Raw genomic sequence first — 23,722 nt, forward strand, 5'->3', positions numbered from 1 at the left:
ATTGTTGAGAGCAAAGGAAAAAAGGTGCTCCATTCGAGACACGCTGTAAATACATCCCTGTACGCTCGTAATCGGCATCCATGCCTCATACGGTCTCAAACGGAGCACTTTCTTTCCTTCTACCCATTTATTTTCAATGCTGGGAGCTGACTGGTTTGCTGGCCAGCTCCCGCCTGGATCAATGGCTAGCCCAGCTTGCGCTTGGTGTTAATCACATTGATACTGTCGAAGCGTGCAGTGGAACTACCGTGGGATACCGCACTGGTTTGCATCGGCTGTCCCTTACCGTCAAAGAAGGAACCACCCAGGCGGTAATCATCTTTGTCGCAGACCTGCGAACAGGCATTCCAGAATTCCTGGGTGTTGGACTGGTAAGCGACGTCCTCCACCATGCCGGTAATCTTGCCGTCTTCAATTTCGTAGAACAGCTGTCCACCAAACTGGAAGTTGTAGCGCTGCTGATCGATGGAGAAGGAACCGGCACCCACAATATAAATGCCTTTCTCCACATCCTTGATCATATCGTCGACGCTCAGCTCCTCCTTGCCAGGCAACAGCGAAACGTTGGACATGCGCTGGAATTGCACGCTGGACCAACTATCTGCGTAGCAGCAGCCGTGGGATTTCTTTTGCCCCAGCATATGTACCTGATCGCGGGTGGCCTGGTAGTTCACCAGCACACCGTCTTTTACCAGATCCCAGTTGCGGGTCTTCACGCCTTCATCATCGTAGCCGACGGCACCGAGAGAGCCGGGCTGTACCTTATCGGCAAACAGATTGACCTTGTCACTGCCGTATTGGAATTTGCCGCTGCGCCATTTATCGATAGTGGCGAAAGAGGTACCGGCAAAATTGGCCTCGTAGCCGAGTACGCGGTCCAGCTCCAATGGATGGCCGACAGATTCATGGATGGTGAGCCACAGGTGGCTTGGGTCCAACACCAGGTCGTACTTGCCCGGTTTGACCGATTTAGCCGTGAGCTTTTCCTTGGCTTGTTGCGCCGCCAGGCGTGCGTCTTCGGCCATATCGTAGGAATCGCGGTAGAGCACTGTCTGCGCTTGGATCTTGTCTTCGGCGCGGCCATCCAGGTATTCAAAGCCGCGTCCTACCGGCTGGCTGAGGCCCTGGCGGGTGCGGAAGCCGCCGGTTTTCTTGTCCACTGCGGTAACCGAGAAGGGCGCCCACAAACGGTGAACATCCTGGTCGATATAGGAGCCGTCGGTAGAGGCAAAATACTTTTGTTCATTCACCAGGTACAACATGGAGTTGATATAGCTGGCGCCGGCATCCATAGCGGACTTGTTCACGTCCATCAACAGATCCACCTTGTCGGCCAGGGGGATCTGCATAGCGTTTTTCTGGATGGGTGTCTGCCAGCTCACCTCGCCGTGGCCTTTTACCGGAGCCAGCTGTACTGGCTCCTGCTGGTATTTGGAGTTGGCCTTGGCCGTGGCTACTGCCTGGCGGGTGGCGCGAGCGACGCCATCGGCTGTCAGGTCATTGGTGGCGGCAAAGCCCCAGGTGCCGTTGGCAATAACCCGAATCCCCATGCCGATAGATTCGGTGTTCACCACGTCCTGCACTTTCATCTCGCGGGTGATCACGTATTGATTCAGGTAGCGACCAATACGCACATCGGCATAAGTGGCGCCGAGTTTAGTGGCGGTATTCAGGGCGACATCGGCAAATTCTTTTTTTACCGAGAGATCAATACCGCTTTGGGTCAGTTTGCTCTCGGCCACCAGATTGCCGGACAGCGGCAACATGGAAACACCCAGGCCGGCACCGCTGAGCTGGAGAAATTTTCTTCTATCCATTTCGTTATCCTCGATGGGTGCTGGCGGTTAAACGGCGTCGGAAAGGCTGCTGAAAGTAAAATCGCGTACTTTCAGTGCGGGAATCATGGCTGATATGCCCCACATCCCCACTCGCTGGGGTACGCCCATATCCTCAATATTGTTGAGCATGATTACCGGGCTCTCGTTGAAGCGGAAGTTCTTCACCGGGTATTTGATCTTGCCGTTTTCGATATAGAAGGTGCCGTCACGAGTGAGGCCGGTGAGCAACATGGACTGGGGATCGACCATACGGATATACCAGGTGCGGGATACCAAAATGCCGCGGCGGGTATTTTTGATCAGTTCTTCGGTGGATTTATCGCCGCCCACCATAATCAGGTTGTTGGGCTCGGGGACCACTTCGCCTTTGCTTTGCTCGGCCCAGTAGCGACTGCGCGCCAGGTTTTTCACCACGCCATTTTTCACCCACTCGATGCGTCCAAGCTGCATAAAGTCATCGTCGGTCCAGGGTTGAGCTGGCACATCGAGACTGGTGGGGTCGGAGTAGAAATTTACGCGCTTGTCGAACATCTTCTCGCCGGTACGGTTGCCGCCGCCCTTCTTGCTCATAAAGCTGCGGCCTTCGTCGGCACTGCGCGCATCGAAGCCGCTCATCATGTAACCCACCAGGCCGGACACCGCATTGGGCTCCAGGATCACGGTGTACTTGCCCGGTTCCAGGGCGCGGGCTTCCTGGGACAGGACCGCCTTGTCGATGGCCACAGAGGAAGTGCTGCCAGTATTCATCGCGCCGAAATCGGTAACGTCACTTTCAGCCCAACCGGAACCCAGGCCATTCTCGGTGCGCATGGTTACGGTGAAGTTGGCAGAGGTAGAAGCGTGGTAACCGAACAGGCCTTTGCTGGTGGCGACTGCCGCAAAAGAGCGCTGGTCTTCCAGGTAACCTGCGGCAACCACTTTCTTTTCCTTGGCTGCAATAATGGAATCTGCCGCAGCCTTGGCGCGCTGGTCTGGAGTGATATCTGCGGTGGACTTGGCGAAGCCGTCTACGCTGACATATTTCTGCGGTCCCAGCATCGGCATGGCTTCCGGGTTTTCCGGAGACAGCTTGGCCAGCTCTTCGGCGCGACGCATCACTTTTTCCAGGGAGGCATCGCTGAATTCATTGATGGTGGCCACACCGGATTTCTTGCCGAAACGGGCCTCTACAGCCAGCTCGATATCGTTGACGATGCCACTGGTGGAAACACTGTTGCGCGCGTAGCGAATATTGCCGGTCTCGCTGCCGGCCAGTTGCGCGCTGGCTTCATCGGCGCGGCTGTATTTTAAAACCTTGTCGAGAATACGCTTCGCTTCACTTCTACTCAGAATTGCCATTGCCTTTTCTCCAATTACTTATTCTTGTGCGCCCTTCAGGAAATCTTGCGCTTGGTATTGATTACATTAATTTTGTCAAAACGGGTGGTGGAGCAGCCGTGGGATACGGCGCTCACCTGGCTGGGCTGGCCTTTGCCATCGAAGAAGGTTCCGCCCAGGCGGTAATCACTGCTGTCGCATATCGCCGAGCAGGAATTCCAAAATTCCTGGGTGTTGGACTGGTAGGCGACGTCCTCAACCTGGCCGACGATCTCCCCGTTTTTGATCTCGTAGAACAGCTGTCCGCCGAACTGGAAGTTGTAGCGCTGCTGATCAATGGAGTAGGAGCCGCGCCCGACGATGTAAATGCCTTTTTCCACATCGCGGATCATGTCTTTGGCTGAGTACTTCTTCTCGCTCGGAGCCAGGGAGACATTGGGCATGCGCTGGAATTGCACGCTGGACCAGCTATCGCCATAGCTGCAGCCGTGGGATTCCTTTTGGTCGATCATATGTACCTGATCGCGGGTAGCCTGGTAGTTCACCAGGATGCCGTCTTTTACCAGGTCCCAACGCTTGGTTTTAACCCCTTCGTCGTCATAAGCGACGGCACCGAGGGAGCCCGGTTGTACTTTGTCGGCAAACAGGGTGACTTTGTCGCTGCCGTACTGGAACTTGCCGCTGCGCCACTTATCCAGGGTGGCGAAGGAGGTTCCCGCATAGTTGGCCTCGTAACCCAGCACGCGGTCCAGCTCTAATGGGTGGCCCACAGATTCGTGGATGGTCAGGCATAGGTGCGAGGGTTCCAGTACCAAGTCGTACTTGCCCGGATCGATGGATTTAGCCGAAAGCTTGGCCTTGGCCTGCTCTGCCGCGAGCACCGCATCCTCGGCCATATCGTAGGAGGCTTTGTAGAGCGTGGTCTGTCCGCGAATCTTGTCTTTATCGTGGCCAGCCAGGTATTCATAACCTCTTCCCACTGGATCGCTGAGGCCATTGCGCGTTTTGAAAGCACCACTCTTTTTATCTACAGCGGTCACCTGCATGGGCGCCCACAGGCGGTGGATATCCTGGTCGATGTAGGAGCCGTCGCTGGAAGCAAAGTATTTCTGCTCATTGACTAAATACAAGGAAGAGCGGATATAGCTGGCTCCGGCTTTGAGTGCACCGTTATTAACATCCATCAGGAAATCGACTTTCTCACTGATGGGCACCTGCAGGGCATTCTGTTTGATCGGTGTCTGCCAGGAAACCGCGCCTGCGCCTTTAACCGGTGCCAAGCGCACTGGCTCGGTCTGGTATTTCGCGTTGGCCTTGGCAACCGCAACCGCCTGGCGTGCGGCGCGGGCAACGCCATCGGCAGTCAGATCGTTGGTGGCGGCGAAACCCCAGGTGCCATTGGCGATTACGCGGATACCGGCGCCGAGGGATTCCGTATTGACGATATTCTCCACGTTGGTTTCGCGGGTCATAACGTACTGATTGAGATAGCGACCGATGCGCACATCGGTATAACTGGCTCCGGCTTTGCGCGCCGTATTCAGCGCGACATCTGCCAAGTGTCGTTTGTGCGAGCTGTGCATGCCCTCATTGAGCAGTTGCTCGGCGCTGACCTGAATGCCCTGTAGTGGTAATAAAATACCACTGGAGCCGACGCCGGCGATCTTGAGGAATTTTCTTCTTTCCATTGGCTACCTTTATCCCCCCAATAGGGTTTGGGGGTGTGCTTATTGTTATTGTGCCCGATACATACAAGAGGCCCGGCCGGGCGCCTTGTCCAGACAACAAACCTATACAGGTAACAGGCCATGATTGCTTTTGTAAAGTGTTGGTTCGGTGAAATGAGGTTTGCTAGGGGCAAATGGTTACGGAAAGAGGAGGCGGATGAATCAAGTTGCTAGATGGCTGCGCGTTGGCGTACCTCAGAAAAAGTCGTTTCTGTAAGCAGTTTACCATTACGAAACACTGGTCTCAGTAAATTCTTGTAATGATTTACATCCTCCAGACGAATGGTTCTGAAGTCGCCATTTTCGCATTGAATCAGGGCCAGGCGTCCGCGCTTGGATTTTTTCTCTGGCCCTGTGCGCGGGTCCTTGTAGATGTCCCGCCAGATACCATTGATGCGAATAGCACTGGCTTTCATGGCAAAGCTCATTAAATCCCTATCGACTTTTTGCAGCAGCCCGCCTCCCATACCGAAAGCTACATTCTCAGCACTTTGCTTATGCTTCTGCATTGCCTGCAGTATTTTGGGAATAGTGAAGCGAGAGATGCTATCTCCCTGGATAACACGAATATACTCAGGCAAAACACGGTAACCTTTGCTGTTGATGTGAGCTCCAAATATATGCATCAATCGCTCTATACAATCGACAACGATCTGCACAGGGTTGCCGGAGTCTGGGCGGATAACCAAGGTCCCACCACTGTTTTGAATCGTGTTTTTTAATTGGCCACCCCAGATATTTTCCACTGCGTGCCATAAATCATAGCTATCACTGACCACAGCAACGGTTTTATTTTTACCGGAAAAATGCTGCAGAATGTTTTGATAGGCCAATGCTTCCCCATCTCGGCCCCACGCAGTGATGGTGCTATGCTCTGCCGCCGGAATAGAAAATCCGGGCATATCGGCATGGTAAAAATTTCTCGCACCTATTATTCCCGAGAGAGTATCTGTTCCGTGAAAATTCACCAGATGAGCCATACCGCCCAACATGGCACTTTCCAAGCTACTGGCCCCACGCGCACCGAAATCGTGTAATTGGAAGGGGAGACTCTTTTGGCTGTCGGCCGTTTGCTGTAAATAATGCGCAATGAGTTTTTTAATTTCCCGGCTCTGTGTGGCGACAGTACAGGGATACCAGAGAGCACGCACTAGTGCGGTCTCAAGATAACTGGTCAACCAGAAACAGGATGGGCAGGTATTAACAATTTGTGCCATGACATTGTGTAAAGGAATGATGCCTCCCTCCTCTACAGCACAAATCTCTAAAGGCAGCAGTCCTCGATGTTTACTGACGATATGTTCCCAGCCTGCGCGATTAAAGGGCAAACCGTGGGTTTCTAGTAGCTTTTTTGCCTCTTCGATATTGGCAATTGTGATAGGTCTTTGTAGGTACTGCTTGATAAAAGCTTGTAAACCAAAAAATACCGTTTCAGAAAATTCCCCGCCGCGGCACTCGATATAGCTGCTAATAAATTCCGTACCTGGTGGATATTGCAGGTAGTGGCTGGCTTTATAGCTATCGACATTGAGAATCAGGTTTTCTATCGACATTACATCCGTCAGTTGGCGATGGAACTACTGGGTGTGTCGCCAAAAGCCCGTTTCTGGGTGTGGGAAACAAAAATATTTTTGCGGAAATTCATCTCTGTTAGGATGTGTAAATTAAAACAACTGGCGGTAATAAGAACAATTCCTTACAAAAGTCTCCTGAATTATAGATAGCACAGTTACTAGCATAATATTTTCCTGCGTCGGTTGGTTCTGCCGTACTAATAAGCCATATGAGTTTTAATTGACCCTGTGCATAGTGGTGTGTACTTTTGTATACATGGCAGGTAAGGGATCATTATGCTCAATAAAACACAATCTATATCGGCACGCCTATCGGCGGAAGATTATGCATATTTGATGTCGATTGATCGCAATGGGGCGGTCACCCAAAGTGAAAAAGTACGCGAAATTATTGCAATGGCGAGGGAGTCTATTGGCGGGGATTGTCTTTCCCGCAGCTATCTCTCCTCTGCAGAGGCCATGCTGCCATTAAAGGCTCGTTATCTGGAGGAAAACCAGCGGAGTCTGTTGATTGAGGCGGTAATGGAGTTGCTCACAGAAGGTGCCGCCATTATCAAAGTTTGTGCGGGTAAAGAGCCAATGGCACCGGAATTGGAGAAAGACTTGTTGCCGAGTGTCGAGGCTTTCCTGGAAAAAATGTTGCTGATGTCACAACAGAGTAATCCACGGAGCATTCACCGTGATTCCGCCGTGAGAATTCGTGAATGCCTAGAAGGTGAAACTGCGGAATAAGTATCCGCACAAATGAGTTTTATGCTTAAACAAGCAGCAGTATTCATCTTGAAATAAAAGCGGTAATTCAGCAGCCCGTTTTGGGAAGTAATTAATAAAGTTTGTCAGAATTTGAGGGACTTGGTCTGGCTTTATTGGAAATTGAAATAGTAAAAGGAAAGATGATCTTGAGAGAAGGATTAATTAAGCGCATTTCACGCTTAATCTCTGTGTCTGCGAATTCAGTCGTGGGCTCAGTTGAAGCCGCTGCGCCAGAGTCAGTAATGGAACAGGCAATTCGGGATGTGGATGATGCGATTAAGGATGTGCGAGGCCAGCTAGGGAAAGCAGAGGCATCTAAGTATCTAAATAGTAGAACGTTAAACGACGAAAATACACGTCATAAAAATTTAGCTGAACAAATTACCATCGCTATAAATGAAGGTCGTGATGATTTGGCTGAAGCCGCCATTGCCAAGCAAATGGATATTGAGGTGCAGCTTCCAATTTTAGAGAAAGCGATCAGTGAAAATGAGATAGAAATAAAGGAGCTAGGCTCCTATATTCTTGCTCTGCAAGGTAAGAAGCGGGAAATGCGTGAGAAATTGCAAGAATTTATCGCGGTCAATAAAAATGTAAGAGGTAGCGTTGTTGCTGATGAATATGGTAGGGATAGAAATTCGAAAGCCCAGGTAGAACAAGCTACAGATGCATTTAATCGAGCAATAGATAGTACAGCTATATCGACATTTGATTCCGAAATAGATGCCAGCAAGTTAGCAGAGCTTGAGGAGTTTGCACGAAAGAATCGTGTGAAAGAACGTTTAGCCAAAATTAAGTCGGGGGGCTGATGATATTCTTGTTGCAAGATCAAAACCTGATCTTCACTGGTGCGCTAATTTTAATGTTTATGATAGCGCTTCTTGAAGGTGTGATGACATTGATTGGTGTTGGTATTTCAGATCTACTCGATAACATGCTGCCGGATATTGATATCGATGGGCCGGATGGTGGTGCAACAGGTGGATTGACTAAAGTTTTGGGCTGGTTGCGCTTTGGCGAAGTACCAGCACTGATTCTTTTAGTGGCATTCTTGGTTGGCTTTGGTGTTACCGGTTTACTGATCCAGGTGTTTGTTGAGTCTACTTTGGGTCTGTTATTACCGGGCGGCCTGTTGGCCCTGGTAGTTTTTTTCCTGGCGCTGCCACAGGTGCGCTTTGTTGGTAATTTACTGCGGCGTTTCGCTGTCGGTGATGAGTCTGAAGCGGTGAGAAGAAACTCCTTTATTGGCAGAGTCGCGGTAATTACTGTCGGTAAAGCCGAGGCAGGATCACCCGCAGAAGCACGCTTTAACGATGAATATGGCACCACGCACTATGTGATGGTGGAGCCTGATGAGAGTGAAACTTTTAACCAGGGGGAAAAGGTGTTACTGGTAGAGGAGTTGGGTGTGCATTTCCGTGTGACTCGTCCAACCAGCGAGCACCTGATGGAAAGTAATTAACTGGAGAATCTAGAAGTGATAGGAAACCTACCCATTGTAGTATTTATTGCCGGTGCAATACTGGTTGGCCTGATTGTAATCGGTACCATTTTCGCGCGGCTTTATACCCGTGCCTCTAAAGAACGTTCGTTTGTACGTACCGGCATGGGCGGGCAAAAAGTCATCATGAATGGCGGTGCATTGGTATTACCGGTTTTACATGAAATTATTCCGGTAAATATGAATACCTTACGTCTTGCGGTATCCCGCAAAGAGCATCAGGCGCTAATTACCAAGGACCGTATGCGCGTCGATGTGCTCGCTGAGTTCTATTTGCGTGTAAAGCCCGATGTCGAGGCGATAGCCAACGCGGCACAAACTTTAGGCCTGCGTACTTTGGACCCCGAAGCCTTGAAGGAAATGATTGAGGGCAAGTTTGTCGATGCGTTGCGCTCTGTGGCCGCTGAAATGGAAATGGCGGAGTTGCATGAACAACGCAGCCAGTTTGTACAAAAAGTACAACAGGTGGTTTCTGAGGATCTGTTGAAAAACGGACTGGAACTGGAGTCTGTTTCTTTGACCGGCCTGGACCAGACTCACAAAGAGTTTTTTAACCAGGATAATGTCTTCGATGCTGAAGGCCTTGCCAGCATGACCCGTTCTATTGAAGCGCGTCGTAAAGAAGTTAACGACGTTGAGCAAGAGACTATGGTACAGATCGAGAAGAAAAATCTCGAGGCAGAGCGTCAGAAACTGGAGATCGATAAAGAAAAACGCTACGCACACTTGGAGCAGCAGCGCGAGTTGGAAAATCGTGAAGCAGCACAAAAAGCAGATATCGCCCGTGAATTGGCTGCACAAGAGAGAGGCGCACGTCAGGCGGAGATCGAAGCTCAGCGTGAGGTTAGCCAGTCCCAGATTGCTGCAGAGCAGGCTACAAAATTGTTGGAGATTGAAAAGGAACGTCGCCTAAAGGAACAGGAAATTGAACGTGAACGTATCCTTGATGAGCAGCGTATCTCCAAAGAGAAATCTGTAGAAATTGCGGAGCAAGAGCGGGCAATTGCTGTTGCGGAAAAATCCAAAGAGCAGTCCCAGGCAGACCAGCAGGCCAACGTTGCACTGGCTGAAGCGGTAAAAGCAGAAGAGCAGGTGCGCACCGCCAAGGACGTGGAAGTGGCAGAGCGTGATAAACGTATCGAGATTATCGAAGCCCAGAAAGTGGCTGAGCGTCAGGCTACCGGTATTAAAGTAATGGCCGAAGCGGAGAAGTCAGCTGCAGAAGATAAAGCCGAAGCACTTCGCCTGCAGGCTTCTGCAGAGGCAGAGGCAATTCGTATTAAGGTTGAAGCAGATCGTGAGAAATATGCGGTGGATGCTGAAGGTCAGCGTCTGATGAACGAGGCATACAACAGTCTCAATGAAGCTCAGATTGCACTCAAGAAGGTGCTGAGCCTGCATGAGAATCTGCCCAATATTATCCGTGAGAGTGTTAAACCGATGGAAAGTATTGAGGGAATGAAAATTATTTCTGTTGAAGGTTTAAATGGTGTGGAAGGTCGTGCGTCCAGTGGAATTCTGGATGGAGAATCGGAAGCTAAAGGCCAAAGCCTGCCGGAAGCTTTAGTCGGTAGCGCTCTGAAGCACCGAGCGATGGCCCCTTTAGTGGATTCTCTCTTGAAAGAAGCGGGTGTAGGTAACTTAAGCAACCCCGTTGAGACTGAGGTTTAATATTTTTCAGATTTTGTAGATAAATGTTATTCAGGCTTTATTTACAAGTTATTCAACTGATAAAAACTCTAATTTATCAACCCAGGTCTTTAAAAAAAACCTGGGTTATTTTCTTAGGGAAAGGAAATTATGAAACGCTGTACCAGTTGTAAAAAAGGTGTGCTCAAACCAGTTGTTATTGAGGAGTTGTTTCGTGCACATACCTGCTCTAGCTGCGGGGGAAACTGGATTCTGGTTGAAGACTATCTGACTTGGAAAAGAAAAACCCCCGAAAATCATTTTTCAGATAACTTAGATGTGCTGAATGAAGTGGTGGCAGAAGATACCAAGAAAGCTATTTTATGTCCGGTAACAGGCATGATCATGCAGAAGTTAAAAATTACTGCAGGCAGTGAACACCGTTTAGATTATAGCCCGGCAATTGGTGGTATTTGGCTGGATAAGGGAGAGTGGGAGCTTCTGAAGGCTGAGGGGCTTGCTGCTTCTCTGAACTCTCTAGTCACTCATGAGTGGCAGAAAAAGGTTAGGGATACTAAAGCACAAGAGACTTTTTCTGAAGTTTATCGGAGCAGATTTGGCGAAGAGCTATATGAGAAAGTAAAAGAGGTCCGTGAGTGGTTGCACTCCCAAGAACAGAAAGCGGATATGCTTGCCTATTTGATAGCGGAAGACCCTTATTCTGCCGAGCGCTAGTTGCCAGTTTTTATAGTGTTATTGATCTGGGGGCAAGATTCACTCCTGTCCCCTTTAGCTAAATAATTGCTACCCAATTGTTATTCAAGTTGACTGTTGTTGGCTCGCTTCTTGATGGCATTAAGAATCACTAAAATCGATTATAAGATCGCTTTAATTATGATATAGAAGCTGCCTACATTTTTGTGATTGAATTTCTTCGTTTCTAAACGAGACGATAGGCTATCTAAGAATGGGAATTGTTTTCCTTATTTAATCGAGGAAAACCTCATTGTCACCTAAATCATCCGTCTCTGGATTTTCTAAATCAATGTTTTAATAGTAAAAAATATTTGTATGAAATTGATAATTTGTTCTCATTTTTTTTCGAGAGGATTTTGTAGGCGTCTTTGAAAATTAAAATCTTGATGTTAATCTAATTTAGGTCGCTAATTTGTTTAACTGTGACAATTAACATATAAAAAAATAATTGAGTTAGGAAGATGACTATTAAAAAATTATTCTTAGCGGTTTCTTTAATTGTTTGTTCTTTTACTGCATTCCCTGCATTTTCTGCAGATCTGGTGTGCAACCTTAATGTGAAAGCTGGAGGAAGTGTATTTGGTAATGGCACGAACCGCTGTGGTGGTCTCGATTTCAGTTTTGGGAATTCAACTTCGGGAAGCTGGGAAATTACTAATATCACCAAGTCTATCGATCGTATTAATTGGGTGAAAGGTTGCAGCTCGGGCTTATACTGTTCCGTGACAGTAAGGGCTTATTCGCCTAACCAAGCTGAAGTCTATATACATTATGTTGATGGAAGTATTGAATACTTGGAAGGCTCAATGTTTTACGAAACTGGACATTAAGTTAGTAATTTAAGCTAGTAATTTGGCGCCGATTGTTCTATCGGCGCTTCTATCTATCAGTGGACATCTGCTTAATCAGATAATACTCACGCCAATTTTCTCGCTTCAATTACATGGCGAACCCTCTCATCATCGGCTTTTATTAAAGCCATGGAATACAAGGACTATTACAAGATTCTCGGTCTGGAGCGAAACGCTGATCAGGCGGAGATTAAACGTGCCTATCGAAAGCTGGCACGTAAATATCACCCGGATGTCAGTAACGAGGAGGGTGCAGAAGAGCATTTCAAGGAGGTAAATGAGGCCTATGAGGTGCTTAAAGACCCCGAAAAGCGTGCAGCCTATGATCAGCTAGGCGCCGGTTATCAGTCTGGACAGGACTTTCGGCCGCCTCCAAATTGGGATCAGGGATTTGAGTTTCATGGTGGTGGTTATACCAATGCTGACCCAGAGGCTTTTAGTGACTTCTTCGAAAGTCTTTTTGGTCGGGGTGGATTCAGCCAGGGTTACGGTGGCAGGCAGAGGCGCCAATTTAGTGCCCAGGGAGAAAATACCTATGCGCGAATTGCCATAGACCTGGAGGATAGCTACCGCGGTGCCACCCGCCAGATCACTCTGAAGCACTCGGTATTGGGTGCGGATGGGCGCCCGCATATGCAGGAGCGTACCCTCAACGTAAAAATTCCTAAGGGTATTACTGAGGGGCAGCAAATAAGACTGGCAGGACAAGGTGAACCGGGTATTGGTGAGGGGAAGCCGGGCGATCTGTATCTGGAGATCAACTTTAATCCCCACCCTCTTTATCGTATTGAGGCTAAGACCGTCTACTTGGAACTGCCTCTTGCACCTTGGGAAATCGCATTGGGCGCTAAGGTACAGGTGCCAACACCAGAGGGGGCTATCAAGCTGACAATTCCAGCTAACAGTGAAAATGGCAAAAAGCTTCGCCTTAAAGGCCGCGGCATTCCCGCCAAACAGCCGGGGGACATGTATGTTGTGTTGCAGACGGTAACACCGTCGGCGTCTACAGATGCACAGCGCGATGCTTACCATAAATTCAGCGAAGCGTTTGAATATAACCCGCGTAAGTCTATGGGGGGTTGGGAGTGAGGATCAAAAAACTTGAGCGGGTGACCGGCATCCTCTTGGATGAAGATAGTGAGCTAAGCCTGAGCGAATTGTGCCGGGCTTGTGGAGTTCCTGCAGAGCGAATAATTGCCCTGGTGGAGGAGGGTGTAATCGAACCCCGCCACCGGGAACCACAGTGGCGCTTCAGTGGTATCTGCGTGCGCCGAGTTCGGCGGGCATATACCCTGGAGCGTGATTTAGGTGTCAATTTGGCCGGTGCGGCTCTGGCTATCGAATTACTAGAGGAAATTGAGAGGTTACAGGCACACTTGGCGCGGCTAGAGGCGCGCCACAGGCGTAAATAATATCTAGCGCACTGATCGCATGTGTGGACCTATAACCTCAATTTTTTCAATCCAAATGGCCCCACTGTAATCTTGTGGCAAGTAGTCTAACTCCTCCGGTTCATAGATACCGGCAAGGCCCCGCTTGCCACCTTGGTGATTTACCGCCATAACCAAGCTTCCCACCTGAGCTACCCGCGCAGAATAGCGATTGGGCCAGCCCCAAAGGGCCCATTTCCAAGTGTTGGGGGCAACCACTATGCTGTTGCGGCAGGCATCAGGCATGTAGCCACTCCAACCAATAAGCACATATTGCAGTGCACATTTCTTTGCACTGGTCTTGCTGAAGGCTAGTGCGTTTGGTCGTAATTCCCGGATCCTTTCTATTGGGCGGGTACCCCCATAAACCATCAGGCGGGAGTCAGTGAGTAATTGGTGCTGGCGTAGATAGGCATCCAGTCGGTCTGCTTCCGTTGGGTCATTGCTTTTTATATTGATAAGGAATTGTCGATTCGGGAAGTGTTGCAGAACCTCCTTTAAAGTAGGTAGCTGTCCAATACCTTGGCCGCGAAAGGGAAAAGTTTCACCACCATCGAAGGTATAGCCGTAGCCAATATCGAGCTTCTTTAAGTCTGCGAGGGAATGTTCCCGAGTAACGCCATTTCCATCTGTACGGCAATCCAGGGTCCAGTCATGAAAAACGGCAAACTCACCATCAGTGGTGGGGTGAATGTCTAGTTCAACAATATTTGCACCGTGAGCAAAGGCAGCCTCCATGGAGGGTATAGTGTTTTCCAGGTAGCTGTGTTCAGGTCGGAATATACGAATAGCTGTGCAATCGTCACGTCCCAGGTTATCGCGATTGTAGGTTTGGTAGACTCCACGATGGGAAATCAGGATGGGGTCCCCCTGGGGAGCCGGTGCCAGCCAGGAAGCATTGAGTAGATAAATCACCCCAAATCCGAGAAGAGAAGTCAGTACTCCAATTTTGATGATAGGACCCCGCCCCATAAAATTGTCTCCGTATTTCCTGTTGAAGGTGCGCCAATACTAGCTGGCTTTGGCTCAAAAAAATGGGCGCTGGGAGGGCAAATTATGGCGAATTGAGGCGGGGAACAGGGCGGCTGGAACCGCCCCGGATCTGACTAGAGTGCGGCCTTCGTGATAGTAACAGTCAGGTAACCAGTGTAGACAAGGTAGGCCGTCAATAGTGCGGCGCCTTCCCACCGATTGATACGTCCCTGGCCGCGGAAGCCGTAGGCGAATATAAATAAAGCAATGGTGAGGCCAATCACCATGGGCCAGTCCCTGGACAAGACTTCAGGGGGTACGCTCGACATAGGTGCAATGGTTCCGGCGATACCCACGACTGCGAGCAGGTTAAACATATTGGAGCCGACCACATTGCCGATAGCGATATCGTGCTCGCCTTTGCGTGCCGCAACTATAGTAGCGGCCAGCTCTGGCAGGGAAGTGCCGAGAGCAACGATAGTAAGACCGATAACCAGGTCGCTGACTCCGAGGGATTCAGCAATCGTAACCGCGCCCCATACCAGCATGCGGGAACTGATAATCAATAAGGCTAGGCCGGCCACCACCCAGAAAATAGCCCGGCCGAGGGGCATGGAGTGCTCCTCCAGTTCGCCAGCTACTTCGCCTTCTAATTGATCGCCCTTGTTACGCAAGGCCGAGAAAACACTCCAGCCGATGAGGGCGAAGAAGCCCATAAGCAGAATAACGGCTTCCCAGCGCTCCAGTTTGCCATTCCACAGGAATGCGCCACCTAATAAGGTAATTGCCAGCAATAGCGGCAGTTCCTTGCGTACGATTTTTGAGTGCACCGTAAGGGGAATAATGAGTGCACTCAGGCCGAGGATCAGGCCGGTATTGGCAATATTGGAACCGTAGGCATTACCCAAGGCGAGACCGGGGCTGCCGTCCAAGGCGGCAATAGCGGAAACCACCATCTCTGGTGCGGAGGTACCGAAGCCAACGATCACCATGCCGATCAATAGTGTGGGCATTCCGGCATGTTTGGCAGTGGCTGCAGCGCCTTCTACAAAGCGGTCAGCACTCCAAACCAGCACAACAAAACCGGCGATAATGGCGAGAGCGGCAAGAAGCATAGGCGATCCTCAATAGTGGGCATTCAGATTGGGGCATTGCCCGACAAACGGGTGGCGATTGTACCGGCTCTCTGCGCTACAAACAGGGTGTTACCCCGATCAACGGCGCGATAAGTGAAAATAAACGTAAATGTCCCGCCAGTCAGACGGTTCTGCTGCCAGTGTGAACTACAGTCAATGCATGGCCCGGTAAATCTGCGGGGTGACCTATGGGCAGCGCACTTTGGCGCGGCGCCTCGTTCAGCTGGTGGAGATGTCGGGTAAATCTACGCGGGTCGCACAAAGCAATGCGCGGCAGATTCCGCGATATCCATGTCACCGGCCACTCGCCGGGTATCTAGGAGGCCTATATGCAACTCAAAGCTTCAATTGGAATACTGGCCGCGGCGCTGGTGCTGACCCTGTCCGCTTGCGAACATCGCAAAAAGGAAGAGGAGATGGACAAGAAAGGGATGGCGACCATGGAGACTGGATGTTGCCAGCACGCAGAGAGCGCCTGCGCGGGTGATGTCACCAAGTCTCAATGTGACCAGATGAGCGGCAAGTTTCACAAAGACCATATGTGCCGCACTGATAATGGTAAGTGTGCCCGTAAGGAGCGCTAGTGATATCGGGTGTGGTTAGAGGCTCATAGGCTAAGGCCACACCCGAATTCCATCCGCTCAATACATTTCCCCATTATCTTTCCCTGATGGGTCATTTCCTGTCTTTTATTTAACTCTCCATCTGAACAAATCTCTGTGACTGAAATTAACCTCTTGGTAACCGCTGTAGGGTCCAATAACAGGGGCCCTTGACATTAGTTACATCTGCAACTAACTTCGTTTGCGCTTTAAATCCACAATCCGCAGCCCCCATCAAAGGCGCTGCGATGATAAGAAATGGAGGACCGCATGGCGGACTTATTTGAAAACCCGATGGGTCTTAACGGCTTCGAATTCGTAGAGTTTACTGCGCCAGAAAAAGGTATCCTTGAAACCGTATTTACTGCCATGGGCTTTGAGAAAGTCGCCCGCCACCGCTCCAAGGATGTTGAGCTATGGCGCCAGGGTGATATTAACTTTATCACTAACTACGAGCCCAACAGCCACGCCTATTACTATGCCCAGGAGCACGGCCCCTCCGCTTGTGGCCTGGCTTTCCGTGTGAAAGACGCAAAGTTCGCCTATGAAGAGGCCCTGCGTAAAGGCGCACAACCTGTACAGGTGAATACCGGCCCGATGGAGTTGCACTTACCCGCGATTAAGGGAATTGGCGGCGCTACCCTGTATTTGATCGACCGCTACGAAGATGGCGAATCCATTTACGATATCGACTTTAATTGGGAAGAGGGCGTCGATCGCCGCCCTGAAGGCTGTGGTTTCCATACCCTGGACCACCTGACCCACAACGTATATCGCGGTCGTATGGACTATTGGGCCAAGTACTACGAAGACCTGTTTAATTTCCGCGAGATCCGCTACTTCGATATCAAAGGCGAGTACACCGGCCTGCTGTCCAAGGCTATGACCGCGCCCGATGGCAAGATCCGTATCCCGCTGAACGAAGAAGCGGCCGGTGGCGGTGGCCAGATCGAAGAATTCCTGATGAAGTACAACGGTGAGGGTATCCAGCATATCGCCTTCGCCTGTGACGACTTGATTGCCTGTTGGGATCGCCTGAAAGAGCGCGGTATGGAGTTTATGACTCCGCCGCCGGACACTTACTACGAAATGCTGGAAGAGCGCCTGCCCGGCCACGGTGAGCCCACCGAAGAATTCCAAAGCCGCGGCATCCTGCTCGATGGCACTACCGAAGGCGGACAGCCGCGCCTGCTGCTGCAGATCTTCTCCGCCAATATGCTAGGCCCCGTATTTTTCGAGTTTATCCAGCGCAAGGAAGACGAAGGATTTGGAGAGGGTAACTTTAAGGCCCTGTTCGAATCTATTGAGCGCGACCAGCTCAAGCGCGGCGTCATTAAAGAAAAGGAATAAAAAACGGAGGCTTCAATGGGTATTAAGCGCATTCACCACGTGGCGTATCGCTGCAGGGACGCCAAGGAGACCGTGGAATTCTACCGCGACCTTCTCGGTATGGACTTCCAGCTGGCCATTGCCGAAAACGAGGTACCCTCAACCGGTGAGCCGGACCCTTACATGCATGTCTTTATGGATGCGGGTATGGGGAATGTGCTTGCCTTCTTCGAAATCCCCAACTCTCCAGAGATGGGGCGCGATGAAAATACCCCCAAGTGGGTGCAGCATATCGCTTTCGAAGTGGAATCTATGGAAGAGATGCTAGCGACCAAAGAAAAGCTGGAAGCGGCCGGGGTCGACGTGCTCGGCCCTACCGATCACACTATTTTCCAGTCGATCTATTTCTTTGATCCCAACGGCCACCGTATCGAGCTGGCCGCCAATACCGCCAAGCCTGGTATGCACAAGGAACTGAAGCGGGTTGCTGAGGATATGTTGGAAGAGTGGTCTCGTACGAAAAAAGCCCCAAGGCATGCCGCCTGGATGCATGGGGAAGAAGAATTTGTGGAAAAAACTGAAGGGGAGGCACAGTGAAGTTAGCCAGCCTTAAATCCGGCCGCGATGGTCAACTGGTTGTTGTCAGCGACGATCTTACCCGCATGGTGCCGGCCGGCGATATTGCCCCAACCATGCAGAGTGCGTTGGACAACTGGGCATCAGTCAGTGGTGAGCTGGAGAAACTGCACGAGCGCCTGCAAAACGGTGAGATCCAGGGGGAGACATTTGATCAAGCCCTGTGCGCTTCACCTCTACCACGCGCTTATCATTGGGCCGATGGCAGCGCTTACGTGAATCATGTTGAGCTGGTGCGTAAAGCCCGCGGTGCAGAGGTACCGGAGAGCTTTTACAGTGATCCGCTCATGTATCAGGGCGGTTCCGATACCTTCCTGGCTCCGCGCGAGCCGGTGAAGATGCCGCAAAGCAATGGCTTTGGCATCGACTTCGAAGCAGAAATAGCCGTGATTACCGACGATGTGCCTATGGGGGTGTCCGCCGAGGATGCGCTGTCCCACATCAAACTGATAATGCTGGTGAACGATGTTTCCCTGCGTGGTTTGATTCCTGCGGAATTGGCTAAGGGGTTTGGCTTCTACCAATCCAAACCCTCCAGTGCTTTCTCACCGGTATGCGTGACTCCAGAGCAGCTGGGTGAAAACTGGCGTGAAGGCAAACTGCACTTGCCACTGGTTTCCCACCTGAATGGCGAGAAGTTTGGTGAGCCCAATGCCGGAGTGGATATGACGTTCCACTTTGGCCAGCTGGTTGCCCATGCAGCCAGAACCCGCCCACTTTGTGCGGGCACCATTATTGGTTCCGGTACTGTATCCAATAAGTTGGATGGTGGCCCTGGTAAGCCTGTCGCAGAGGGTGGAGTCGGCTACAGCTGCATTGCAGAGATCCGTATGATTGAGACCATCCAGAATGGCTCAGCGAGCACGCCGTTTATGGACTTTGGCAATAGCATTGCTATCGAAATGCTCGATGATAAAGGCCAGTCAATTTTTGGTCGTATTGAGCAGACAGTGGAGAAGGTTTAATACCATTTTTTTGCGACGGCTTATACCATAGAAAGGGGTACCCGATGGGGCCCCTTTTTTATTATTTATATTCCAAGTTGGCGCATGGAAAGTAATGGCATTTGCCGCCGTATATTGGTCAGCTTTTCAGCTTCCAACGTGGCAGTGATGACTGCTTCACCCTCGCCGGCTCCGGCCAGGATTTCACCCCAGGGATCGATAATCGCTGAATGTCCCCAGGTACGTCTTTTCTCCGAGTGGATCCCCCCCTGATTGGCTGCAATTACAAAGCAGCCGTTCTCGATCGCACGGGCTTGCAGCAGGGTCATCCAGTGTGCCCGCCCTGTGGTGTGGGTAAATGCTGCTGGCACCAAAAAAATCTCAGCACCGGCTATGGCCAGCTGGCGGTAGAGTTCGGGAAAGCGCAAATCAAAACAGATACTGAGCCCCAGGGCACCCCAGGGCGATGTCGCCACACAGGGCTCGTTGCCGGGTTCAATACTGGCGGATTCACGATAGCTGCCGGTAGCGTCCTCAACTTCCACATCAAATAAATGTATTTTGTCATAGCGAGCCATTAAAGTGCCTCGATCGCCGAATAGCAGGCACGCTGAGCGGCTGCGCTTTCCCTCGGTAGGGCTACCGTCGGCTCGCTCCAGTAAGGGTATCGAGCCTGCGACCAGCCAGATACCCAGCTCCTCTGCCCAACTCGCAAGCGCGTGTTGAATGGGTTGTCTATCTGAATTGGTTTTACCAGAAATGCAAAATGGTTCGGCCACGGAAAAACTACCTTTATCCGAAAAATGTGCAAAGTTTTCCGGTAGCAGTATTAGTTTCGCGCCTCGTCCGGCGGCTTCCTTAAGCAGCTTGTAGGCCTGTGAAAGATTCTCTGTAACGCTTTCGCCGCTTACCATTTGCACCGCTGCGACACAAAGATTTTTCACTGGGGATCTCCTTTTTCTCCAATAGTTTTACGGAGTATGATAAAGCTGGAACCTTACGGGATAAATCTCAAGTACGCTTAAGTGTGCCAACTGTGGGCAGGTTGAGTATGCAATACTTGATAGTGATATTTTTCTCATTGTTAGCCCCGCTTGTCTAAATGTGTTTGTTGATGATTCCTTATCGGTTTAGCAATCTCTTGTTAGCGTAGATCCAAATTTTCAGAAAAATAATTTTCTGTAGATTTACAAAAAAAAATCTATAGAGATTTGTGTTACATGTTATTCATAGTTTTATATCAAATAAAAGAACTATAGATTCTTAGAGGGCATGGTAATTTCGAAGGAATCTCTGATCAGTTAAATTTCTTTATTGAGTGGCTTTAGAGGTTAGCTACCTTTTTATATTAGGTAATAGAAAAACTCATCTTTAATCAACGAAATTTGGTCAGCGTCTCTCAATAATCCCCTTCAAATAACTGTTTATGCGGCGTGAAAAAATAGTGCCAGAGTCGATTTAAAAAGCTTTTTTATTCCCTGTTGAAGTTGAAAATTTTCTGCTTCAATATGATTTAACTTGTTGAATTGGTTGATTTTTTGTGGAGTTGTCAAAGCGGATGGCTCTGAATGCCCAATAGATTAGTCGAATTTAATCAGCTAAATATTGATAATTTTCACTATAAAATTGACCATAAGTTATGGAGAGAAAACATGCCAATGTTAACAGGTAGACGAGGCGAGCTGACTCGTTCAAAACAAGATGTTATTAATGCTGGAGGGTTGGTTCCTAAATTAGGTTTAAATGCCCATAAGGGCGGCTTCAAAGGATTTCTCGATTGTAAAAAAAAGGTCAATGGCGTAATGGGCTGCCAATGTCCAAATATGGATGAAAAATGGCTTTATTACAGGGGCGTGGCTATGATGCGTGGCTTTGCCTTAGATCCGGGGTTACTTACCGTTCATGTAAAAGCTAATACTGCTGGTCTTCTTTCGTGGGCTGGACCTGGTAATGAGTGCTATGCCGGTCAGCAAACTCGATATACCTCACCTGACATGGCTGTATTTGGCTGGGAAGATGGCAAAGAAGCGTTGAAAGAGGTTTATAGAAGGCTCGAGATACCCAGTGCACCAACTAAGACTGCGTTCGATCTTTTTAGGCAACATCAAGTAAAGTTTGCCATGAGCCCTGACATGAAAGTTTTAGCAATGATCGTGAAGAATGGAGTCGAATATAGCTATTTTACACCAATCAAAACAAAAGACATTGAATTTGGTGGCATATATGATGGTGGCCTTCAGCCAAAAGAAGATCCGATACTTAAAATACTGAGAATTAGAAGAATACCGAAAGATTCGTCTCAATATCAAGAAGCTCTTAGGAAAATTGAGCGGGACAAAGCGATTGAATCTAAGCCATTTTTAGACATTGTGACAAAAGCACAACCAGTCAATTTAAAATGGTACCCAGTTAATTTTAGGCTTCCTCAGCCATATAGTGGCCTTGGTGTGGGGAGAAAGGAAAAAATAGGATTGTAATAATTCAAATATGCAACTAAGCCCATGTCAATTTGAATGTTGTGTTCAGGTAGGAGACTTCCGCAACTATCACTAAGTGCGTTGGTTATTGTGGAAATGCAGGGTTTACTCAGTCTTCTGGTATCAGCTCATGTACTTCATGTTCCTGAAGGGTAGCTCTGCTATTAGATCTTACAAGAGCGAGGGACTAGCTGCGTATATTGTGGGGCCGTAGGCATAACGGTTCCCACAATGATTTCACTTTGCACCTTTTCATGTAATCAACTTTCCATAAATCACAACCTTTCTTGGTTCATGGGTCATAGAAAGCAATCTCGCAGAGGGCAACCCATGTTAAGGTTGGTCGATCTAATTCTGATAACTAAAAACCGAGCGATTTAATGGAGAGCAGCGTGAAATCCGGCAAGGCCCTGGCAAAACACATTAAGCGGGTATCTGGTGTTATCTTGGCTACTTGTGTACTAACCCCCGTATCTTGGTCCCTAACAGCAACAGAACAGCTCCAGGGTGTGATTGAAGACCACTGGCAATACAGTCTGCGTGAGGACCCGATTACTGCGGGTCGTATGGGTGTGTCGGACTATAATCGCCAATTGCCGGGGGTGGCTGCCGAGGACAGGGCACGTCGACTCAAAGCCGAAGAGGAATTGCTCCGGCGTCTGCAAGCGGTGGACACCAATGAATTGAACGATTCGGATAGGGTTAATCGCGAGTTACTCGCCTGGGTTTTGGAAAACTCTATTGAAGCCAATGAATTGTTCCTGGAGCGGGTGCCCCTCAATACTTTTTACAGTTTTTATAGCGCTGCCCTGGATGCCAATAGTGGTTTGGCGATGACCCGTGTTGGCGATTATGAGGACTATATCGCCCGCATCCGGGAATTTGGCCGGTATTTCGATGAGAATATTGCCAATATGCGTGAAGGAGTTCGCACAGGTTTTGTCTTGCCCAAAATAGTGGTGCAGGGCATAGCCCCCACCGTGCGAGCTCAAGTTTATAAGGATCCCACTAAGAGCAGCTTGTACAAACCTTTTGTTGAGATGCCTATATCAATTCCCCCTGCAGAGCAGCAACGTCTGCGTGAAACTGGAAAAGCGGCAATTGAACAGGTAGCTATTCCAGCCTTTGCTCGGGTGGCAAACTTCCTTGAGGGAGATTATCTCAAAGCTGCCAGCGAAACTATCGGTGCCGAGAAAATGCGCGGAGGTAGTGACTATTATCGCCACAATATCCGTAACTATGTGACTCTGGATATGGACCCGTCAGAGATCCATCGAACCGGCCTTGCTGAAGTCAAGCGTATCCGTGCAGAGATGGAGGAGCTGATTAAGGAGTCCGGCTTTAAAGGGACTTTTGAAGAGTTTACCCATTTCCTGCGCACCGACCCGCAATTCTATGCTCAGACTCCGGAAGAGTTACTTAAAGAGACTGCCTATATCTCCAAGCGCATCGATTACCTGCTGCCAGAGTTCTTTAACCTGCTGCCACGCACTCCTTACGGAGTGGTTCCGGTACCTAGCGAGATCGCGCCCAACTACACCACGGCTTCCTATAATCCTGCCGCTATTGGTGGTACCCGCGGTGGAGCTTACTGGTTGAATACTTACGGCTTGGATCAGCGCCCTCTGTACGAGTTACCCGCTTTGACCCTGCATGAGGCGGTGCCTGGCCACCATCTGCAGAATGCCCTGTCCCAGGAGCTTGAAAATGTGCCGGACTTTCGACGGAATCTTTATTTGAGTGCTTTTGGGGAGGGTTGGGCACTTTACTCCGAGCGTCTCGGCAAAGAAATGGGCCTGTACACTACGCCTTATGAGCATTTTGGGCGTCTCAGTTATGAAATGTGGCGTGCGGCACGCCTGGTAATTGATACCGGCATCCACTCCCAGGGCTGGACCCGTCAGCAAGCGCTCGATTTTCTATCCAGCAATACTTCACTTTCTCCCGCGAATGTGCGTGCAGAAGTGGATCGTTATATTTCCTGGCCGGGCCAAGCCCTCTCTTACAAAATGGGAGAAATTAAGATCCGCCAGCTGCGTGCGCAGGCGGAAAAAGAGCTTGGTGATCGGTTTGACTTACGTGTCTTCCACGATGCGCTGTTAAAAAATGGAGCCTTACCTCTCTCCATGTTGGAAGAGCAGATGCAAGGTTTTATAGAGGAGCAGAAATCTTCTTAAAATATCGTTTTGCAATCCCGCTCTCAATTGCTAAAGCGGGATTGCAAATGAGAAAACAGATGCGCTTCTGGCT

General features: G+C 49.7%; 21 protein-coding genes. 14 read left to right on the top strand and 7 right to left on the bottom strand.

Annotated elements, in window-relative coordinates:
• Positions 1-185: 185 nt before the first annotated feature.
• The 4 genes from ACJJI7_RS07225 to ACJJI7_RS07240 form a co-directional block, all read right to left on the bottom strand.
• The gene (locus ACJJI7_RS07225; RefSeq protein WP_444902404.1) at positions 186-1,817 is read right to left on the bottom strand and encodes a TldD/PmbA family protein; all 1,632 of its coding nucleotides are present in this window, start codon (positions 1,815-1,817) and stop codon (positions 186-188) included.
• Between the two features lie 27 nt (positions 1,818-1,844).
• Positions 1,845-3,176, bottom strand: coding sequence for a TldD/PmbA family protein (locus ACJJI7_RS07230; protein ID WP_282951987.1), 1,332 nt, complete (start codon positions 3,174-3,176; stop codon positions 1,845-1,847).
• Positions 3,177-3,211: 35 nt separating this feature from the next.
• Positions 3,212-4,843, bottom strand: a complete 1,632-nt coding sequence (locus tag ACJJI7_RS07235; protein WP_020413791.1) for a TldD/PmbA family protein — start codon at positions 4,841-4,843, stop codon at positions 3,212-3,214.
• A 209-nt stretch (positions 4,844-5,052) separates the two neighbouring features.
• Positions 5,053-6,435 (bottom strand): nicotinate phosphoribosyltransferase, encoded by a 1,383-nt coding sequence (locus tag ACJJI7_RS07240; RefSeq protein ID WP_020413790.1) that lies wholly within the window; start codon positions 6,433-6,435, stop codon positions 5,053-5,055.
• 297 nt (positions 6,436-6,732) lie between these two features.
• Between ACJJI7_RS07240 and ACJJI7_RS07245 the strand changes: the two genes are divergently transcribed.
• From ACJJI7_RS07245 to ACJJI7_RS07280, 8 genes are all read left to right on the top strand, one after another.
• Entirely contained in the window at positions 6,733-7,188 is a 456-nt protein-coding gene (locus ACJJI7_RS07245) for a hypothetical protein (RefSeq protein ID WP_020413789.1), read from the top strand.
• A gap of 101 nt (positions 7,189-7,289) precedes the next feature.
• On the top strand, positions 7,290-8,018 hold the full coding sequence (locus ACJJI7_RS07250; RefSeq protein ID WP_020413788.1) for a PspA/IM30 family protein: 729 nt from the start codon (positions 7,290-7,292) through the stop codon (positions 8,016-8,018).
• Positions 8,018-8,671 (top strand): YqiJ family protein, encoded by a 654-nt coding sequence (locus ACJJI7_RS07255; protein ID WP_020413787.1) that lies wholly within the window; start codon positions 8,018-8,020, stop codon positions 8,669-8,671. Before ACJJI7_RS07250 ends, ACJJI7_RS07255 begins: the two co-directional genes overlap by 1 nt.
• Before the next feature lie 15 nt (positions 8,672-8,686).
• Positions 8,687-10,381, top strand: coding sequence for a flotillin family protein (locus tag ACJJI7_RS07260; RefSeq protein WP_020413786.1), 1,695 nt, complete (start codon positions 8,687-8,689; stop codon positions 10,379-10,381).
• A 129-nt stretch (positions 10,382-10,510) separates the two neighbouring features.
• Positions 10,511-11,074: a TFIIB-type zinc ribbon-containing protein gene (locus ACJJI7_RS07265; RefSeq protein WP_282951983.1), complete on the top strand. Its 564-nt coding sequence runs from the start codon at positions 10,511-10,513 to the stop codon at positions 11,072-11,074.
• A 482-nt stretch (positions 11,075-11,556) separates the two neighbouring features.
• Positions 11,557-11,925 (top strand): hypothetical protein, encoded by a 369-nt coding sequence (locus tag ACJJI7_RS07270; protein WP_020413784.1) that lies wholly within the window; start codon positions 11,557-11,559, stop codon positions 11,923-11,925.
• Between the two features lie 150 nt (positions 11,926-12,075).
• Positions 12,076-13,035, top strand: coding sequence for a DnaJ C-terminal domain-containing protein (locus ACJJI7_RS07275; RefSeq protein ID WP_020413783.1), 960 nt, complete (start codon positions 12,076-12,078; stop codon positions 13,033-13,035).
• Complete coding sequence (locus ACJJI7_RS07280; protein WP_020413782.1) at positions 13,032-13,358, top strand: chaperone modulator CbpM; 327 nt, start codon at positions 13,032-13,034, stop codon at positions 13,356-13,358. Before ACJJI7_RS07275 ends, ACJJI7_RS07280 begins: the two co-directional genes overlap by 4 nt.
• 3 nt (positions 13,359-13,361) lie before the next feature.
• Here ACJJI7_RS07280 and ACJJI7_RS07285 read toward each other — a convergent pair whose 3' ends face one another.
• Both ACJJI7_RS07285 and ACJJI7_RS07290 read right to left on the bottom strand, forming a co-directional pair.
• Complete coding sequence (locus ACJJI7_RS07285; protein ID WP_444902403.1) at positions 13,362-14,348, bottom strand: glycerophosphodiester phosphodiesterase family protein; 987 nt, start codon at positions 14,346-14,348, stop codon at positions 13,362-13,364.
• Positions 14,349-14,482: 134 nt separating this feature from the next.
• On the bottom strand, positions 14,483-15,463 hold the full coding sequence (locus tag ACJJI7_RS07290) for a calcium/sodium antiporter (RefSeq protein ID WP_020413780.1): 981 nt from the start codon (positions 15,461-15,463) through the stop codon (positions 14,483-14,485).
• A gap of 350 nt (positions 15,464-15,813) precedes the next feature.
• Here ACJJI7_RS07290 and ACJJI7_RS07295 point away from each other — a divergent pair, with 350 nt between their 5' ends.
• The 4 genes from ACJJI7_RS07295 (at position 15,814) to ACJJI7_RS07310 (ending at position 19,016) form a co-directional block, all read left to right on the top strand.
• Entirely contained in the window at positions 15,814-16,068 is a 255-nt protein-coding gene (locus ACJJI7_RS07295) for a hypothetical protein (RefSeq protein WP_282951980.1), read from the top strand.
• A 288-nt stretch (positions 16,069-16,356) separates the two neighbouring features.
• Positions 16,357-17,436 (top strand): 4-hydroxyphenylpyruvate dioxygenase, encoded by a 1,080-nt coding sequence (hppD, locus tag ACJJI7_RS07300; RefSeq protein ID WP_020413778.1) that lies wholly within the window; start codon positions 16,357-16,359, stop codon positions 17,434-17,436.
• Positions 17,437-17,451: 15 nt separating this feature from the next.
• Positions 17,452-18,012: a VOC family protein gene (locus tag ACJJI7_RS07305; RefSeq protein ID WP_020413777.1), complete on the top strand. Its 561-nt coding sequence runs from the start codon at positions 17,452-17,454 to the stop codon at positions 18,010-18,012.
• Positions 18,009-19,016 (top strand): fumarylacetoacetate hydrolase family protein, encoded by a 1,008-nt coding sequence (locus ACJJI7_RS07310; protein WP_020413776.1) that lies wholly within the window; start codon positions 18,009-18,011, stop codon positions 19,014-19,016. Before ACJJI7_RS07305 ends, ACJJI7_RS07310 begins: the two co-directional genes overlap by 4 nt.
• A gap of 65 nt (positions 19,017-19,081) precedes the next feature.
• On the opposite strand, the gene ACJJI7_RS07315 is transcribed toward ACJJI7_RS07310, so the two are convergent.
• Entirely contained in the window at positions 19,082-19,939 is an 858-nt protein-coding gene (locus ACJJI7_RS07315) for a carbon-nitrogen hydrolase family protein (RefSeq protein WP_020413775.1), read from the bottom strand.
• A gap of 624 nt (positions 19,940-20,563) precedes the next feature.
• Here ACJJI7_RS07315 and ACJJI7_RS07320 point away from each other — a divergent pair.
• Positions 20,564-21,472 (top strand): hypothetical protein, encoded by a 909-nt coding sequence (locus ACJJI7_RS07320; RefSeq protein ID WP_020413774.1) that lies wholly within the window; start codon positions 20,564-20,566, stop codon positions 21,470-21,472.
• A 392-nt stretch (positions 21,473-21,864) separates the two neighbouring features.
• Positions 21,865-23,649 carry a DUF885 domain-containing protein gene (locus ACJJI7_RS07325; protein ID WP_444902402.1) on the top strand — a complete coding sequence of 595 codons (1,785 nt, stop codon included), beginning with the start codon at positions 21,865-21,867 and terminating at the stop codon, positions 23,647-23,649.
• Positions 23,650-23,722 lie beyond the last annotated feature (73 nt).

The organism is Microbulbifer variabilis (assembly GCF_056232115.1).